Raw genomic sequence first — 18248 nt, forward strand, 5'->3', positions numbered from 1 at the left:
GACATACAGTATCATCATCAACTATAATTAACTCTCCAACTCCAGCTCTTGCAAGTGCCTCAATGGTATAACTTCCTACTCCGCCTACACCAAAAACAATTACTTTACTATTTCTTAATTTATCTAATCCATCTTTACCTATTAATAATTCTGTTCTTGATAAAGAATGTTGTGCTGTCATATATTTTCTCTCCTTATTAAATAGTTATTTTTTGTATAATAAAATCCTGTTATCCTATATTTTTAATCGTCAATAGCTATTATATCATAAAAATAAGCTAAAATTAGATATATAATTTTAGCATTTTCTCTGTTAAATTTGTCAACTTATGCTTATAATATAATTTAGTATTATGTATATTTAACCAGTTTTATTTATCTGGTTATATAGATATCCAAATTATAATCTTTACGCATGTATAGAATAATTACCTATTTAAGCTAGACCTTTGTGTGTATCTATACTCGAAATCACATAAGTTCAATTTTAAAGTTGGATATCTATAAATGTACATTATTTTGTACTTAATTATATTATTTTAGGAGGACAATTATTATATGACTATTGGAATAATTGCTGCTATGGCAGAGGAATTAGAGATTCTATTACAAGACTTAAATCTTGAAACAAAGAAAGAAAAAGCTAACATGACTTTTCACAAGGGTAAATTATATGGCAAAGATGTAGTAGCTGTAGTTTGCGGAATTGGTAAAGTAAATTCAGCTATTTGTACTCAGATATTAGCATCAGAATACAATGTAGATAAGATTATCAATGTTGGTGTTGCTGGTGGAATTGGTAAAGAAATTTATCCAGGAGACATAGTTGTTGCTGAAAACTTAGTGCAACACGATATGGATACTACAGCTTTTGGAGATAAGATGGGACAAATTCCAAGACTTGATACTTTTGATTTCAAATGTGATAAAGAGATGGTCACTTTAGCTAAAAAAGCTTGCGAAGAAATCTCAGAGTTAAACAGCTTTGTTGGAAGAATCGCTTCTGGTGATCAATTTGTTGCTAATATTGAAAAAATTCAATGGCTAGATAAGGAATTTGGAGCAATATCCTGCGAAATGGAAGGTGCTAGTATAGCACAAGTCTGCTACTTAAATTCAATTCCATTTGTAGTTATAAGATCAATTTCTGATAATGCAAATAACGGAGCACACATGGATTATCAAAAGTTTGTTCCAATTGCAGTTAAGAATTCAACTAGAATATTAAAGCAAATGCTTGAAATGATGTAAGGCATTATCAAAAATAGCAAGTCAATTTATTTCTTTGTCTGATGAAAAATATTTTCAGCATATTTGAACTTGTTATTTTCTTTAATATGCCTAACGTTAATTTCCTCTACATAAATAAAGATCATACTTTGTATAAGCTATATAACATATATGCTCAATGAAAGTATGATCTTTATTATTTTACTTTAAAGTAAATTTGCTCATCTTTTCCTTTAAGTTACCCGCAATATCTTCAAGGTTACTTGCATACTGTGTAAGTTCATCCATTGTTGCGCTTACTTCTTCTGCTGATGCTGTAACTTCTTCTGATATAGATGCTGATTCTTCTGATACTGCTGCTATATTTTCTATTTGTGATTTTACTTTTTCCTTATTTATATGCATTTTTTCATTTAAATCTTTGATCTCTTTAATTGCATCTGTTAAAGGTATTATTGATTCAACTATTTTAGCGAATATATCTTCTGTTTCTTTTATAACCTGACCTTGTGCCTGAGACATTTCTCTGCTTGCTTCCATTGCAGCTTTAGTGTTATTTCCATTAACGCCTATCTCTGTAACAATAGTTTTTATTTCATCAGTAGATTTCTTAGATTCCTCTGCAAGCTTTCTTATTTCTTCAGCAACCACTGCAAATCCTTTTCCTGCTTCCCCTGCTCTTGCTGCTTCTATACTAGCATTTAATGCTAAAAGATTTGTCTGCTCAGTAATTTCTTCAATTACATTTGATATGTAATTAATTTTATTTATACTTTCTATCATTTCTGCAACCATACCTGCGGACTTAATAGCATTTGTTTTAGCACTTGCAGCCTTATCTATTAAATCTTGGATTATAAAAATTCCCTGCTTACTTAAATCTTTAGTTACATTTGATAAATTATTAATATTACTTGTATGCTTATCAACTTCATCTATTCTATCTGATAATTCTTCTGCATTAGCTGCAATCTCAGTAGCAAATTGTGCTTGACTTGTAGCTCCAGTTGATACTTCTTGTATAGCATTTGTCACCTCTGATACTGACGATGTAGTTTCCTCTGACATACTTGCTATATTGGCAGATGCCTCAATTAAATTTGCAGATGTATTTTGAACATTGTCCAGCAAATCAGATAAGCTGTCCAACATAGTGTTAAAGTCATCTCCAAGTTCCTTAAATTCATCCTTTGCTTTAACAGTAATTCTTCCTGTAAGATCTCCCTTTGAAGCTTTGTTAATTACACTCTTCAATCTATTTATTTCTTTCATAAGATACAATGCTGCAATAACTCCTATGGAAACTCCTATAATAACTAATACTATTGAAATTATAAGCATTGTTCCATGTATAGCCATTACACCATCTTCAACTTCTTTGCCATCAATGATTCCAATGAGCTTCCATCCAGTCTTTTCATCAGTTTCCTGGCATACATAAAATGATTTTTTATTACTTTCAAAAGTGTATACTCCAAGGTCTTCCCCTTTGGCTGAGTTCCAGAACGATAAACCAGTAACATTATCTTCTGCTACAGTGTTTTTATCATTATTTACTATAATATCTCCATCACCATCTGCAAGTAAAACATAGCCTGTATTTAATAATTGTATTCCACCTATGTATTTCTGCATCGCATCAAGGGACATATCAATTACTATAACTCCTATAAACTGTCCATTATCATCTTTAACTGCTTGAGCAACTGTCATAACCTGCTTTCCTGATACAGCATCTTTATATGGTTTAATATATACTATCTTACCATTAGCTGCTTTTGCTTTTACATACCATTCTCTTTCCTTAAAATTCAAATCATTTAAGGTTAAGACTCCACTATCTAATACTAGTTCGCCATTTTCTCCAGCAAAACCTGCATTTATGATTCCATCAACTGATGTTTTAGTATCCTTAAACATTCCTTGAACATAGTTTACTGTAAGCTTATGATCTGCACCTGAATTAGTCAGATCTTTAATATATATGTTTTTTGCTGCTACATCCATTTGCGTACCTAACACCTGCAGATACTCAGAAAATCCTTTATCAACTTCTTTAATCGTTTGTATACTAGTTGTTTTTAAGCTACTTTCTAATGCTGATTTTAATTTATAAATCGAAATTTCTCCTATTAATAATATAGGTACTATAATAAACAATGCAATTCCTATAACAATTTTTCGAAATAGTTTACTATTTTTTTTCATCTCTTACGCACCCCTCATCATGGCAAATTAACTAACTAATCATCTTATAACTTATCTTTAAGGAAATATTAACAACAATGCATAGTATTGTAGCATTATACCATTTATTCAATTAAATAATATAATATTACTATAAAAATATTATATTTTCTTATACATTATTAGCTGTAATTTGTCTAGATAACGTTTTCTTATCTCTTATTCTTCTTTTTTTTCTAAATATCACTATAAAAGCTGTCCATTAAGCAGAATTTCATCTGCTTTAATAAACAGCCCAAAACTCAATATAAGTTATTAAAATTTTACTTCCATAATATACTTGCAGCTTTTCTTGGAACTGTTCTAACATACTTTACATTTGGATATCCAACTATCATGCAAGTTACAACTTCTTTATTTTCCTCTAGTTCAACTAATTCTCTAATCTTTTCATTCCCTTGTGCTGCAAATGTAAAGAACCCGCTAAAAAATGTTCCAAGTCCTAGAGCATTAGTCATAAGTTCCATATTAGAAGATGCTAGCGATGCATTTACTTGTGAATCAGACACTACAAGAATTACTGCTGGAGCATTAAAAAATAGCCTATCATTTTTAGGATTTTCTTTATATCCTTCATACATCTTTATCCACATCTGTGCATATCTTTTAAATGGTCTAGTTTGTTCATTTAAGTTATTAAGTATTTCTTCACCTTTGATCTTAAGGCTCTCAAAAACCAATTTCTTAAGTTCATCTATCTTATCTTTTACTACTACATAGGAAACATTTTGACTATTACTACCTGTTTGAGTAAATCTGCCTGCTTCAATAATCTTAGCAATTTTTTCTGTCTCCACATCTTTATCTTTAAATTGTCTTGTAGTCCTTCTAAATTTTATGAAATTTAATAATGTTTCTGAATCTATTTTAAATTCAGTTTCATTATAAGTTTTTACCTCTTCCATATTATACTCATCTGTAGATACAGCACCTTTAGGACATACTGCAATACAATGACCACATTTAAAACATGCAATATTTCTAACTTTAGCCTTTCCATCAGCTATCTTAATATCATTGGCAAAACAATCTTTAACACAAAGTCCACAGCCCACGCATTTTTCATTATCTACAATCATCATAATATATAACTCCTTTTTATGTTATTTTCAAGCATCCTCGCTGTACAACTCATAATATTTTTATAAGCAGAATTAGCTTGTCCTTACCTTCAAAATATATACCATACAGTATATCACTCAGTTTATCTCTGTCAAGTCAAATAGTTATTCTACTAATACAATCAATCACTTAATCCATTGTATTGAATATATTAATAAAGATACAGATACTATTTAGGAGCATAGAATGATATCAAATTATTATATAAATATTCTAAAATCATTTAGTGCTACTTAATTTAATGAAATCTTATAAATATTTTTAGAGCAAAAATACTGATGCAACGACATATGCCATCACCATTGCATCAGTAAAATTCCTCTAATCTTTATCTTTAAATTTTCCTAAATAAGTTTATTTGTAAGCTTTAAAACTCTAGGAGCATATTATTCCATACTGCATTCCCATGAGTTGAATCAGCAATTCCTTTATGTACATATCCAAATCCCTCATAAAAATGAATTAGATGTTCTTTACAGGTCAAAATAATCCCCTTCTTACCTCTATCACGAGAAATATTTATTAAGTAATTCATTAATTTTCCTGCAATACCTTCATGCTGATAATCAGGAGCCACAGCTAATCCAAATACAGTTTGATAGTCTCCACTTGGATTATGCAGCGATGCATCATGATATAATTCATCTGGGAGGCTTGGTTTATCTGTTATACATCCGTTAATATATCCAACAATTTTATTATCAATTTCTGCAACGAAAAAGCTTTCTGGAAAGGCATCAAATCTCTCATAAAAACTTTTTAAAGATGCCCCTTCAGCCTTTGGGAAACACAAATTCTCGATATCTGCAACATATTTTATATCTTCTCTTACTACTGGTCTAATTAAAAGACTATTCATCTAATCACCTCTCCCTTAAATAATTCACATTTATATTTCTTAACAATACAAAAAAACTTATTTTTAAAAATTATTTTTTATTGCGAATAATAAATTATTTTAATACAACAGCTATACATTGTCAAAAAACTATTCTATAATTTATAATCTTCTCTCAAACCATCCATTGCCTGTATTTCAGTGGTAAATACAACTTTAATATAACATTCCTTATTAAGTACTTAATCCACTAAATAGAAAAATGATATAAGAAAAGGAATAGGACTTGTCAACATCGTATTTCAACACTCTCTCAAGCCTTGAAAATCAATACTTCAATCCTATCCCTCTAATTTTTTTCTATTTAAATTTCAATATAAAAATCAATATTCTCGATTCTTTTTTCTTGTCTCTTTGACCTGATTTAGTCAATCTTTTTTATCACGTAAGCAATCTTTTTTATTATGTCGTCAAAGATTTTTATTGGAGGACAATTTATTGTTCCTGTAAAAAAAAGATTGCATAAAGCAATAAACTGGTAATATGACTCTGAAGGCTTGCGATTACTACTACAAGGGCAGTAGCCAGGAAGGAGCCGTTAAAAAAAGTATGACTATATATAATGAAGGAAAATTGAATAAAAACTAAAAAGAGCCTATAAAATGAACGAAAAAAAGAGCATAAATTCGAATTAAGAAAACCGACCCGAAGGCTTTGTTCTACTCGCTTTTATGCTCTCTATTTTATTCTGTTTTTTTACTGCTCCGCCACGTAGTCAATCTTTTTTATTTCTTGGTTAATCTTTTTTTGACGGGGACATAGATAACAATCGTAATATATTCAATTTCTATAATCCTTATGCTTTTATCAGTGAATAATTTTATTTAAAACTATAAACGAGCGAAATCGCAAACAAATATTTCCAATTGAATAACTAAAAAGATACTTATGCAACATTGAAAAGCTCTAAAATGGTATCAATAGGCTCTCCAGCTTGAGTTTTTTCATAAATGAAAGTTATTTTTTCGGCCTCTAATTGAACTCTAGCATTTTTTAATCCATCACTAAATTTTAAAGTATCTTCGGATACTTCTAATCCATAATAAACATATGTAATCATCATAATAAGCAGATATCTTTTTATACTTTTTTCACTGCGAATTTGATAATCATCTAATCCTAGTTTTTTCTTAGATTCTCTAAAGAAAATTTCGATCGGCCACCTATGTTTGTAGTGGTTTAGCAATTCCAATAATGACATATTAGAATCAGGACTTATAAAAGCTCTTAAACAGCCATCTTTAAAAAGAGCTTCTTTAGGCCAACTTAGAATTATTAAGGCTTCTTTTAAATCATTTAACTTTCCTTTATAGGAATATACATAATACTCTGAGTTGCCAACTTTAACTAGGTCGACATCCTCTTTAGTTAGTGTTTTCCCGAAAGCGTTAAGCTTAATACCAAGTCTTTCATGATTAGTAGGATAAATTACTCTGTTAGTACGTAATCCACCTACATATTTGAAACCAGCTTTTTTAGAAGCATTAAAAATCTTTTTACAACTATACCAGCTATCACACAAAACATATCCTTCATTTTTTGGAGATGGTAAGGAATTTATAAGCTCAATAGCCATTTGAATTTTACTCTTAATCTTTTTGTCGTAAATAGATATTGAGTATGGCATAACAACATCATCACAAATAAGCATAACAGTTACTAATTGATGTCCGTAAACAGTTTTATGTTTTAAATGAGAATTGTGAAAACTACACTTTTCAATAGGTTTTACTGCCTTTGACGAGGGCACAGTCCTTTCCGAGATAGTATCATCTATAGCGACATAGATTGGTTTTCCAGTTGCTTTAGAAATTTCCCAAATCTTTTTTATAACCAAATTACGGAGTGCTCTTTCAACAAAGTCTTTATTCCAAGGACTTTTAGATAAGAATTTTCCTACATTCGTCCTATGCCTGAAAGGCATAAGGTCGGCTACGTCAGTAACTTTACCTACAAATCCTTTTTTTATCATAGCACTCATAATAAGAGCTATAATATGAAGCTGCGGCTTAGTAAAATAAATTGCAAATCTTGATTCTTTTAAGAATTTGATTATAGATGATGAATTTGTTATAATTGAGCCTATGAACATTTATGTTATCTCCTTGTTATTTTTTGTGTGAGAACTTAATTATAACAAATGATTTTATAAATGTTCTATTTTTTATTATTGGTAAGTTATTGGATGTAAAAACGCTCGTTTATAGTCTATAAATAATTTTCCCATGTTCTGGTATAAGTACCCCATCTATATTCAAGAAAAAAGTTGATTTTCCTGAGCCATTGGACCCAATAACAGCAATCTTCTCACCTTCATATATATCCACACATACTCCATCTAATGCAGACTTTCCATTTCCATAAGTATATTGGAGATCTTCAATTTTTAATATTAATTTTCTCATAATAGTTCCTTTCTATCTTGTAAAGCTCCAAAGCAAAATTAAAAAAAACAAGAATACTGCTGCGATAATAATTTGTATTGTTTCTACATTTTTATCTTCCTCTAAAAATACAAGATCTCCATCATAACATCTAGCTTCCATAGCATCATAATAAGCGTTTGCTTTCTTAAGTGAAATAATAAGCATATTACTTGCTATACTTCCAAATGTATAACAAGAAGTTTTAAAATCACAATAACCTTGACGTGACTTTGCAGAATTTTTCATTTTAGTAGAGACATCCATTAAAATAAATATATAACGATAAATTAGACTCATCAATTCTACAATAATCTTTGGTACACATGCCTTGCGTAACACATAAATAATCTCAGAAGTTGGCGTTGACAATGTCATCATTTGTAGAGCACTAATAGCTGCAAAAATTTTCAAAATCAAAAATATCATCTTCTTAAGTTGCATAGTTGAAGTAAAAACATAGCAAAATCCAAGAGATACGTTATACTGCCCTATAGGCTGCTTGAAAAAATCAATAGCAATAGTAACAGTGCTGAGTAAAATAAAAGTAATCGGAATTGCCAGTATTGACAAATATTCAATTGCTGGAATCTTTCCTTTTATAACTGTCAGATAAGCCATCACAATTATCACTGCAGCAGATACATATGGATTGTCCAATACAATACAAAGAATCAGTGTCAAGATTGATAGATATACTTTAAATGCAGCATTCCACTGCCTGTTTTTTGAAACATAAGCATAAAAGTCAATTGAATATCCCTCTCCATGCTTATGACCTATTTTATGTTTATTATGATGTATGCCATCACTATGAATATGCTCACTTAGATATTTCCATATAAAGAAAAAAACAATCATTAAAAAAATAGCACATAAAATAACAATTTCCTCCATATCACATCTCCTTTAAATTTTTATATGGTTTTTCTACAAAAAAAAGTCCTTTTAACTAAAGTGTTAAAAAGACATAATAACAAAACATACTTACTAATATAAAAACAGTAAATAAATCTTTCATCAAAACGCCCCCTCTATCACTCGTAGAGTTAATGGTGCAAAATATAGGCAGGTCTTCTGACTTAAGAATCATCATTTAAGTACGTCTTCCCTAATTAAAAGTGACATAATGTACTTAAATTCCTCTAATACAGCTACGGGATAGTTCAGGAATCTTACCTGATTCCCTTTTAATTAATCAATTTAAAATATAATAAAATTTGATTAAACCTATATTTTATTATTAAATTTTATTTCTCATATCAATATATACAATAGCATTATTAATTCGGAAAAGCAATTAGTATATTTTCAAAATATATTTATATTTTGCAAAAGTAAATCACTAACTTTAATATCGTATTTAGAATATAATGCTTGATAGTTGAAATATATGAAATAAAATGTGTAATATATATTAAGATTTATTACAAGAATAATCTATGTAAGTATTATTCTTGTAATTCTATATATAGTTAGATATAATTTATTTATACGCAAATGAAAGATTCTACTAATAAAATATTTTTTTCAATAGTAATTTATGCAATTTAAAATTCATATTTTAGTTAATTCTTCTTGTTTTCACTTTAATTAAATTCATATTACTACTTGTACTTAAAAATTTAATCTATTTCCTTGACACCATTCTCATAGAATATAAAAAGTTCTTTTTATTATTAAAAAAGAGAATTAGAGATAAGTTTATCTAAAAAGAGAATAACTTTTCTAATTTATCATTATTCAACTTTCTTCCTATTACACAAATCTTGCCTGTATAATCAGGATTACCATAACGAATTTCGTATTCTTCTGAAACCAAGTCAAAATTAATCCACTTTCCATCAATATCTTGAACAATTCCTTTTGCTCGTAAAACTTCTCCATATTCTTTCGATTGTGTTAATTTCTTTAATATATTATCCAATTCACTACGCTTGTATTTCTTAGGCGTCTCTATACCCCATGTTACAAACACATCATCTGCGTTATGGTGCTCATGATGATGGTGACAATGACATTCATGAATTTCATTATTATCTTCTTCATTATGATGACAGTGGCATTTATTAGATTTATCACTATGTTCATGCTTCTCATGATGATTACAATGACAACTATGATTATTTAAATTTTCCTTATTAAGAAATTCTTTTTCAAAAGAATTTCTGCCTTCAATTGCACTTAAGACTTGTTTTCCACTTAATTCATCCCATGGAGTAGTAATAATATTGGCTTTATTATTATGCTTCTTTATTTCTTTAACACATATATTTAGTTCCTCATCTGATAATTTCTGCGAGCGGCTTAAAATAATAGTTCTTGCATTTTCAATTTGATTATTAAAAAATTCTCCAAAATTATCCATATATGTTTTATACTTAATCGAATCCACTACTGTTGCAAAACTATTTAATGAAATATTATCATGCTCTTTTATATTTGCAACTGCTTCTATTACATCAGATAACTTTCCTACCCCAGATGGCTCTATTATAATACGGTCTGGTTTATATTTTTCTAAAGCATCTTTTAACGCATTTTTAAAATCTCCAACTAAAGAACAACATATACACCCTGAATTCATTTCCTTAATTTCAATTCCTGAATTCTTAAGAAAACCACCATCTATTCCTATTTCTCCAAACTCATTTTCAATCAATAAAACTTTCTCATTTTTTAACGCTTCTTTAATAAGCTTCTTTATAAGTGTTGTCTTCCCTGCTCCAAGAAAACCTGAAATTATATCTACTTTTGTCATATAAAATTCATCTCCATATACTTATTTTTCTTATTATTAATTTGTGCCTTCTTCATAGAAGTTTTTACATAATTCATATTCCTGTTATTTAGAAAGCAATAAATATTGGTATATCTTATTGTATTTCTAGTGAGATAATTATCATTTTTTCTAATTGTTTTTTATTTAATAATTTTAATTTGCAATAAAAAATGTATGCATCTCCCTTTCTGTTTGTTCCTTTCCATTTCTATCTACAAATTCTTTTCTTGCTTCTTGAAGTCTTACTGATATCGTAATTGGTACTACTTCCATTTTCATCTAAAAACCTCTCACTTAAAACAAAATTAATTTCATAACTCTTGACCAAAAATATTTACCTTTATAAAAATAGACTTTAAACATTAATAATTCTAATGCTAAGTCTACTTTTATAATAACATTTTAGCCAATAGTAAAAATTTAAATTTCTAATATGTTATATTAATAACTCTTTTATTCATTTTCTAAGCATTTATAGATTTCGTCTAGATTGTATCTCATTGATTCTATATAATTCTTATCATCTTCTTTAGATTCTAATGTTAAAATTGGTACCACTTTTGCTCCTACTTCATTTGCTAAAGCTTCTGAAACCTTAGGACTTGCAAGTGATTCTGAGAAAACAGTTTTTATATTGTTTTCTTTACAAAAATTCACCAAATCCTCTAATTGTTTTGGTGTTGGCTCACCTTCAGCAAATAGATTTTCTACTGATTTTTGCGTTAATCCGAAATCTCTACATAAATAACCAAAAGCAGCATGTCCTGTTACGAAATCCTTTTTACTTAATGCGTCAAACTTAGGTTTATATTCATTGGATAAGCTTTCTAATTCCTCTTTAAATTTATTATAGTTTGCTTCATAATAATCTTTGTTTTTTTCATCTAACTTAATAAGAGTATTTTTTATATTTTCAGACTGTATTTCTGCATTTTTTAAGCTTAACCAACTATGTGGATCAATAGCATCTTCTTCTTGTCTAGATTCTACACCTTCACTTGAATTCACAACAGGTATATTCTTATCTTTAATTACCTCGTTAACTTTATCTACCCAGCTCTCCATTCCAAGTCCATTATAGATGAAAGCATCACTTTCAGTTAACCCTTTAAGATCTTGAGCCTTTGGTTCATACTCATGTGGTTCCACATTGTTAGGAACCAAGCAAGTAACCTCTGCTTTATCTCCTGCAATTTCTTCTGTAAATTCTTTCAACGGATATATTGAAACTGTAATACTTAATTTTTTATCATTTGTGTTTTCCGTAGTAGTTTTAGTATTGGTATTAGCTCCACATCCTATCAACATAATACCTATTAACATAGTTAAAACTCCCGAAATAATTTTCTTTTTCATATTCGCACCTCCATATGCATATGATTTGCATTTGCATTTCATTTAATAATATTACTCTTTAAGTTTAAATATGTCAATAATGGTTAATACGCATATAAATACCGAACTTGTCATCTTACAACTATAGGAATATAATTTACTTAAATGCAAACCAATTGCAATAAGGAGAATATTTATGAAAACAAAAATCGAAATAATATTAGGATTTTTAGAATCCGGAAAAACTAGTTTTATAAATTCTATGCTTAAAGATGATGAGTTGCAAAATGAAACTATTGTTATTATCCAAGATGAATTTGGACAAACTGAAATAAAAGATAAATATCTTAATTCAAACGAAAACATTAAAGTCATAAACATAATAAATGACTCAAATGGAGAACTTAACGAAACTTATATTAAAAGAATTTTAACAAAATACTCTCCTAATAGAATATTTATTGAAGTAAATGGTATGAAAAATTCTAATTCTATCATTAACATATTTAATGATAAAAATATAAAGAAGTTTTGTGAAGTTGAGGATATAGTAGCTATAATAGATGCAAAAAAATTCTTTATGTATTTTAGAAATATGAAAAGCATATTGGTTAACCAAATTTTTAATAGTAATACAATAATCTTCAATAACATAACTGATTTAAATAAAAAAGATTTCTTAAATATTCAAAAAGAAATAAAGAAAATTAATGAAACAGCCAATCTTATAGAACATGTTTCTTCACTTAATATTAAAGAAATTTCTCAAGAAGAGTACCGTGAGCTTAATAATCACCACAACTTTTTTATTCTAAAAAGTCTATTTTTTATATTTTTTCTTATGTTTTTATTTACTTATTTAATTACTTTATCCTTCTCAGATATAAGCATTTATTCTGAATACTTAAGTAAATTCCAAAAGTTTTATACCGTGTTTATAAGTATATTAATTCAAGGTATTCCATTTATTTTAGTTGGAAGCTTTATATCTGCAATAATTCAAATTTATATATCAGGAAAGATGTTTATCAAAATATTTCCAAAAAACATTTTCTTATCTTGTATAATTGCAGCTTTTGCAGGATTATTATTTCCAATCTGCGATTGTGGGACAGTCCCTGTTGTTAAAGGCCTTATGAAGAAAAAAATACCTATAGCTGCTGGTGTCACTTTTATGCTAGCAGCACCTATAGTAAATCCAATTGCAATTGTTTCAACTATATATGCGTTTCAAGGAATGAGATCTGTTGTAATTTGCAGAGTTCTTTCTGGAATAATAATTTCAATTTCAGTGGGTTTAATTATGCAATTTTTCACAAAGAAAGACGAAGAGATTTTGAGAAATGAAGATAGTGATATGGTATGCAACTGTGGTTTTTGCAATGATGAATATGATTATTCAAAAAGTAAATTTGAAAAGCTTAAGGCAGTATTTATCCATACTGGTGATGAATTTTTTAATACAGGAAAGTTCATGATTATTGGTACATTTTTATCTAGTATTTTTCAAAGTATAGTATCTATAAATAATAGTATATATATTCCAAATGATAATAGAAGCTCACTTATAGTAATGATATTATTGTCCTTTTTACTTTCAGTTTGCTCTACTTCTGATGCATTCATTGCTAAAAGCTTTTTAAAACAATTTTCAGTAAATTCTGTAATGGGATTTCTAGTAGTGGGACCTATGCTTGATATAAAAAATACAATTATGCTTTTTGGTAATTTCAAAATGAAGTTTGTTCTGAAACTAATATTTTTTATTCTTGTAGTATCATTTAGTGTTCTTATTAATCTTAAATTAACCTAGAATGTAAGATTTTATATGTTAATATATTTCTCTTAATATATTTTAACTTGAATTTGGAGATGAGAAAATGAAAAAATTAAATTTCGACATAATCATTAAAATATTAATATTATTAAGATTTTCAGAATTCTATCTTAAAATTATTGTTAGTAATGAGATAATGATGTATGTACACCCTAGAATTATTCCCTTTGCAATCTTTGGAATGATATCTATGTTAATAATAGCTTTATTCTTAGTTACAAACAGTTTTAACATTAATAAGAAAAAACTTAAAATTAAAAATTATATTATTTTTATCATTCCTTTAGTTATGATATTTTTTATGCAAAATACTAATGCAAATTCTGCAATAAAAACTAGTGATTTAAACTCAATTAGTAATTCTAATTCGTCCTCAGATACTAACCAGAATAATAATGGATATAATAATTCAAATTCTACATCGTCAACTTATGAATTATACGGTGGAAAAGTTGAAAGTGATGGACAAGGCAATGTTGAAAAAAAGGAATTAGATATTAAAAATAATATTATACAAGTAAATTCAAAAAATTTTGTATTTTCTCTCGATGAAATTATAGGAAATCCAGATAAATATGATGGAAAAGAGATTGAAATAACAGGGTTTGTATATAAAGATAAAAACTTAAAAGAAAATGACTTTATAATAGGACGATTTATGATGGTATGTTGTGCAGCTGATATGCAAGTTGCTGGCATTAGATGTGATAGTAATAATCTAGAATCTTATAGTAGCGATACTTGGGTTAAAATAAAAGGGAAAATTAAAAAAGATACCTATGAAGGTCAAGTAGATCCCCTTATAATTGTTGAGCATATAGAAAGAGATCTTAATCCAGATACTTCTTATGTATATCCATTTTAAATTTTACTAATTTTATATTTAATAATAGAATGAAAATTAACAATATTATTATTAAAAGCATCTATTTTTTTATTAGATGCTTTTAATAATTTATATTTATTTAACTAAATGAATCTGTACACCATATTGGCATTTATACGGAATGGTCTAGAATCAATCTTTATTAAATGTAAAAAAATCAAATTTGATTCAAACTATTTTAATTCTTAATCAAACTTTATTTTTACTTATGCAATCTTTATTATTTTTAGTTAATCATTTTTTTACTGCATCTAATCTTTTTTTATCTAATAATCAATCTATTTTTTACAATATTTAAACTTTGTTTTGCGATATTCAATCTATATTTTCTTATAGTCAGTCTTTTTTATTTTATACTTCTCAATTCCAAATAATAACTCCATCTATTTGATGATATAAAATCCACTACATCCCTTATATGAACGGTTCTCAGCACTAGTTATAGCAATAACTATTTTTCTCTTATTCAATCTTTATTATCTCTAATCATTTTTTAATTCATAATTTAAGTTCTAACTATGTTCCTGTAAAAAAAAGATTGCATAAAGCAATAAACTGGTAATATGACTCTGAAGGCTTGCGATTACTACTACAAGGGCAGTAGCCAGGAAGGAGCCGTTAAAAAAAGTATGACTATATATAATGAAGGAAAATTGAATAAAAACTAAAAAGAGCCTATAAAATGAACGAAAAAAAGAGCATAAATTCGAATTAAGAAAACCGACCCGAAGGCTTTGTTCTACTCGCTTTTATGCTCTCTATTTTATTCTGTTTTTTTACTGCTCCGCCACGTAGTCAATCTTTTTTATTTCTTGGTTAATCTTTTTTTGACGGGGACATTTATTGTTCCTGTAAAAAAAAGATTGCATAAAGCAAGAAACTGGTAATAAAACTCTAAAGGCTCACCATTACTATTACAAGGGCAGTAGCCAGGAAGGAGCCGTTAAAAAAAGTATGACTATATATAATGAAGGAAAATTGAATAAAAACTAAAAAGAGCCTATAAAATGAACGAAAAAAGAGCATAAATTCGAATTAAGAAAACCGACCCGAAGGCTGTGTTCTACTCGCTTTTATGCTCTCTATTCTATTCTCTTTTCTGTACTGCTCCGCCACGTAGTCAATCTTTTTTATTTCTTGGGCGATCTTTTTTTGACGGGGACATAGATAACAATAATAACATCCTTAATATCTACCGTTTATCTTTTACAACTTTTAAGAACTATGGAAACTTATCTACTATAATTAAATGTAATTTTATCTTCCTATTATTATATTATTATGATGTACATATTTTTTATCCTGATAATCATACATTTGCTTAAGATCACCTATACAAAGTTCTTCATAATTAAATATATTAGGTTTAATACTTTGCTTATCGTCAAGCCATATTAACCAAAGTTCTAATTGGTGTCCTTCACTAATATTTTCTTTTAGGTATTCTAATAATTGTTTTACCCTTAGTTTTGAATACTGAAAATATATTGAATAAATGAGTGGTTTATGAGTATACCATCTCACATTCTTCTCAAAGTTAGTACCTTTTTTAATAACCAGTTCACCTAAATCACTTTCTTTTTCAAAGAACACTATCTTATCATCTGGATTCCTTTTCTCCCAAGGCATGAATTTATGTGCTTTTATTCCTAATTCAATGGCTTCTTGCACAGTAATAATTCTTTCCTTTGAATTTTTTACTTCTGGTATTTCATAATCAGTTGCTATAAACGAATACCTACTCATATAATCACATCTAAAATATAATTTACGTTTCTACCTAACTAAATTCATGATTGTTTAAAACTATGCATTAACTAAGCAGTCATTATTCTTGTTTTGCGCATAAAATTTCAATACAACTATTCATTATTATCTATTATATCTTCTGAATTAAGTATATCCTTCATCTGATTTTTTAATTCTATTAATAATTTATCAATATTTCTAAACTTATATAATTCATCACTAAGAAAATTTAAGAAATTATATAATTTTATTATCTTGTTTGTTTGCTTAATATCTTCTCCTATAAAAATAGCGATTGTTGATAAAGTTGTTGAAACAAAATATTCTATAAGTTTATCTTCAAATTTCATAGTTTTCTGTTTATCAGAAAAAGTAAAAATCAGTTTTTCATCTACAGAAAAAAATTCTTTTGCCAGAGTTATTTCTGATAAATGTGATAATTCACCTAATTTATTAGTTAAATCATCGTATAAATCAGTTGTAAGATTAAAAACAGATGATTCTACATAAAATTCTTTATTATTATTCATTTTTTTTGCTTTTTCAGCAATTTCTTTTAACTTTTGGCTTATATTTTTTTCTCTTTTCCTATAATATCTTTCCTTTTTTTCATCATCAGTATATTCAGTATATAAATAATCACAGAATTCCTCACTACATAGGGAAAGGAGAAATATTCTGGAATGATCACAAAGTGAGCGTGCCACTGAATACAATTGAACTCCACAAAATGTATTACATGCTTGGCAATAATCATAATAATCATATATTATCAACTTATACAAAAAAAGTATTCTTTTATCTACATTACCTGTAATTAAAAGTTGTTTATATTCCATTATATTTATTGCCAATATTGACTTTAAAACCAAAAAACTTGATTTATTGCTATAATCCTTAAGAATTAATTCAGATGGTAAATCATCTTGTATTAATTCTTCAATATTAATTTTATATTTATCTTGATAAGTTTTAATTATCTCACTATAATCACACGCAAGATTAGGAGAAATCATCATACAAGTCACCTCACTAAATTATAAATTAATAATAACTATTTTGAATTAATTATTAATTACTTTCCTTAAATCAATTTTACATATTTCATTTCTTCTACTTTTTCTGTATTTAAATTTGAATTATATGAATTATACGAATATATAGAAAATGCCATTTCACCTTCCCTATAATTATCATATCTGCAAGCATCTAATTCAGTCACACAATTTCTCGCCCAGTTATTAGTTTGACGCTTATCAAGCCAATACTGCCTTTGAGTATATACATTTTCATTTAAAAATCCCAAATAATATTGGCAATTCTCTAATTCTTTAATTTCTTTATATTTTTTTATTTTTTCTACATCTGTATACATATACTCTGGTGAAGCATGATATTTAAGTTCAATGATTGCAAGTACATTTTCTATTCTATTACCTAAATAATAATTATCTGAACTTTTATCTATCTCAACAATTGCTATATCTGCTCTCATTTTATTAACTTTCAAGTAGCCTTCATTATATTCAGTATACATTCTAATATTTAACATTTGAAATAAATTATCCAAGCGCTTTCTTATATGAAAATATAAAGCATTTTTAAGCGAATCTTCTTTCAACAAATGACCATTAGAATAATCACTAGATATATCATTATACCATGACATTTTAATTGCATAATCTATTTGTTTCATAATATATTCATAATCTTTTTTCAGCATTGTTATCACCTTATAA

General features: G+C 27.6%; 15 protein-coding genes, 1 pseudogene and 1 riboswitch (1 of these 17 running past the window's edge). Of the genes and pseudogenes, 3 read left to right on the forward strand and 13 right to left on the reverse strand.

Features of this window, described 5'->3' with window-relative positions; genetic code table 11:
• Positions 1-181 carry the 5' end (the start) of a tRNA threonylcarbamoyladenosine dehydratase gene (locus CDLVIII_RS28710; protein WP_009172981.1) on the reverse strand. The gene continues 581 nt to the left of window position 1, outside the view, so 181 of the gene's 762 nt are visible here — the first part of the coding sequence; the start codon lies at positions 179-181; its stop codon lies off the left edge, out of view.
• 377 nt (positions 182-558) lie between these two features.
• Between CDLVIII_RS28710 and CDLVIII_RS28715 the strand changes: the two genes are divergently transcribed.
• Entirely contained in the window at positions 559-1251 is a 693-nt protein-coding gene (locus CDLVIII_RS28715) for a 5'-methylthioadenosine/adenosylhomocysteine nucleosidase (protein WP_009172982.1), read from the forward strand.
• A 180-nt stretch (positions 1252-1431) separates the two neighbouring features.
• Here the strand turns inward: CDLVIII_RS28715 and CDLVIII_RS28720 are convergent, their stop codons facing one another.
• The 9 genes and pseudogenes from CDLVIII_RS28720 to CDLVIII_RS28755 all read right to left on the reverse strand — a co-directional run bounded on the left by CDLVIII_RS28720 (position 1432) and on the right by CDLVIII_RS28755 (position 12058).
• Positions 1432-3438: a methyl-accepting chemotaxis protein gene (locus tag CDLVIII_RS28720; RefSeq protein ID WP_009172983.1), complete on the reverse strand. Its 2007-nt coding sequence runs from the start codon at positions 3436-3438 to the stop codon at positions 1432-1434.
• Between the two features lie 302 nt (positions 3439-3740).
• Positions 3741-4559: a nitroreductase family protein gene (locus tag CDLVIII_RS28725; protein WP_009172984.1), complete on the reverse strand. Its 819-nt coding sequence runs from the start codon at positions 4557-4559 to the stop codon at positions 3741-3743.
• A 407-nt stretch (positions 4560-4966) separates the two neighbouring features.
• On the reverse strand, positions 4967-5458 hold the full coding sequence (locus CDLVIII_RS28730) for a GNAT family N-acetyltransferase (protein ID WP_009172985.1): 492 nt from the start codon (positions 5456-5458) through the stop codon (positions 4967-4969).
• A 925-nt stretch (positions 5459-6383) separates the two neighbouring features.
• Complete coding sequence (locus CDLVIII_RS28735; protein WP_009172986.1) at positions 6384-7589, reverse strand: IS701 family transposase; 1206 nt, start codon at positions 7587-7589, stop codon at positions 6384-6386.
• A 115-nt stretch (positions 7590-7704) separates the two neighbouring features.
• A pseudogene (locus CDLVIII_RS28740) lies at positions 7705-7902 on the reverse strand (ATP-binding cassette domain-containing protein); the annotation flags it as partial.
• 12 nt (positions 7903-7914) lie between these two features.
• Entirely contained in the window at positions 7915-8817 is a 903-nt protein-coding gene (cbiQ, locus tag CDLVIII_RS28745) for a cobalt ECF transporter T component CbiQ (protein ID WP_009172988.1), read from the reverse strand.
• Between the two features lie 152 nt (positions 8818-8969).
• Positions 8970-9169: riboswitch (cobalamin riboswitch) on the reverse strand.
• Between the two features lie 459 nt (positions 9170-9628).
• The gene (locus CDLVIII_RS28750) at positions 9629-10681 is read right to left on the reverse strand and encodes a CobW family GTP-binding protein (RefSeq protein ID WP_009172989.1); all 1053 of its coding nucleotides are present in this window, start codon (positions 10679-10681) and stop codon (positions 9629-9631) included.
• Positions 10682-10855: 174 nt separating this feature from the next.
• Positions 10856-10981 (reverse strand): hypothetical protein, encoded by a 126-nt coding sequence (locus CDLVIII_RS32710; protein ID WP_009172990.1) that lies wholly within the window; start codon positions 10979-10981, stop codon positions 10856-10858.
• Between the two features lie 174 nt (positions 10982-11155).
• A complete protein-coding gene (locus CDLVIII_RS28755; protein WP_009172991.1) occupies positions 11156-12058 on the reverse strand; it encodes a zinc ABC transporter substrate-binding protein in 903 nt (300 codons plus the stop codon).
• Positions 12059-12233: 175 nt separating this feature from the next.
• On the opposite strand from CDLVIII_RS28755, the gene CDLVIII_RS28760 reads away from it, so the two are divergent.
• Positions 12234-13850, forward strand: coding sequence for a permease (locus tag CDLVIII_RS28760; protein WP_009172992.1), 1617 nt, complete (start codon positions 12234-12236; stop codon positions 13848-13850).
• Positions 13851-13917: 67 nt separating this feature from the next.
• Complete coding sequence (locus tag CDLVIII_RS28765) at positions 13918-14739, forward strand: TIGR03943 family protein (protein WP_009172993.1); 822 nt, start codon at positions 13918-13920, stop codon at positions 14737-14739.
• Between the two features lie 1278 nt (positions 14740-16017).
• Here CDLVIII_RS28765 and CDLVIII_RS28770 read toward each other — a convergent pair.
• The 3 genes from CDLVIII_RS28770 to CDLVIII_RS28780 form a co-directional block, all read right to left on the reverse strand.
• The gene (locus CDLVIII_RS28770) at positions 16018-16506 is read right to left on the reverse strand and encodes a hypothetical protein (RefSeq protein WP_009172994.1); all 489 of its coding nucleotides are present in this window, start codon (positions 16504-16506) and stop codon (positions 16018-16020) included.
• Between the two features lie 116 nt (positions 16507-16622).
• Positions 16623-17528 carry a hypothetical protein gene (locus tag CDLVIII_RS28775; RefSeq protein WP_009172995.1) on the reverse strand — a complete coding sequence of 302 codons (906 nt, stop codon included), beginning with the start codon at positions 17526-17528 and terminating at the stop codon, positions 16623-16625.
• Positions 17529-17593: 65 nt separating this feature from the next.
• Positions 17594-18232 carry a hypothetical protein gene (locus tag CDLVIII_RS28780; RefSeq protein ID WP_009172996.1) on the reverse strand — a complete coding sequence of 213 codons (639 nt, stop codon included), beginning with the start codon at positions 18230-18232 and terminating at the stop codon, positions 17594-17596.
• Positions 18233-18248: the final 16 nt, after the last annotated feature.

It is taken from the genome of Clostridium sp. DL-VIII (genome assembly GCF_000230835.1).
In the GTDB taxonomy this organism is placed as follows: domain Bacteria; phylum Bacillota; class Clostridia; order Clostridiales; family Clostridiaceae; genus Clostridium.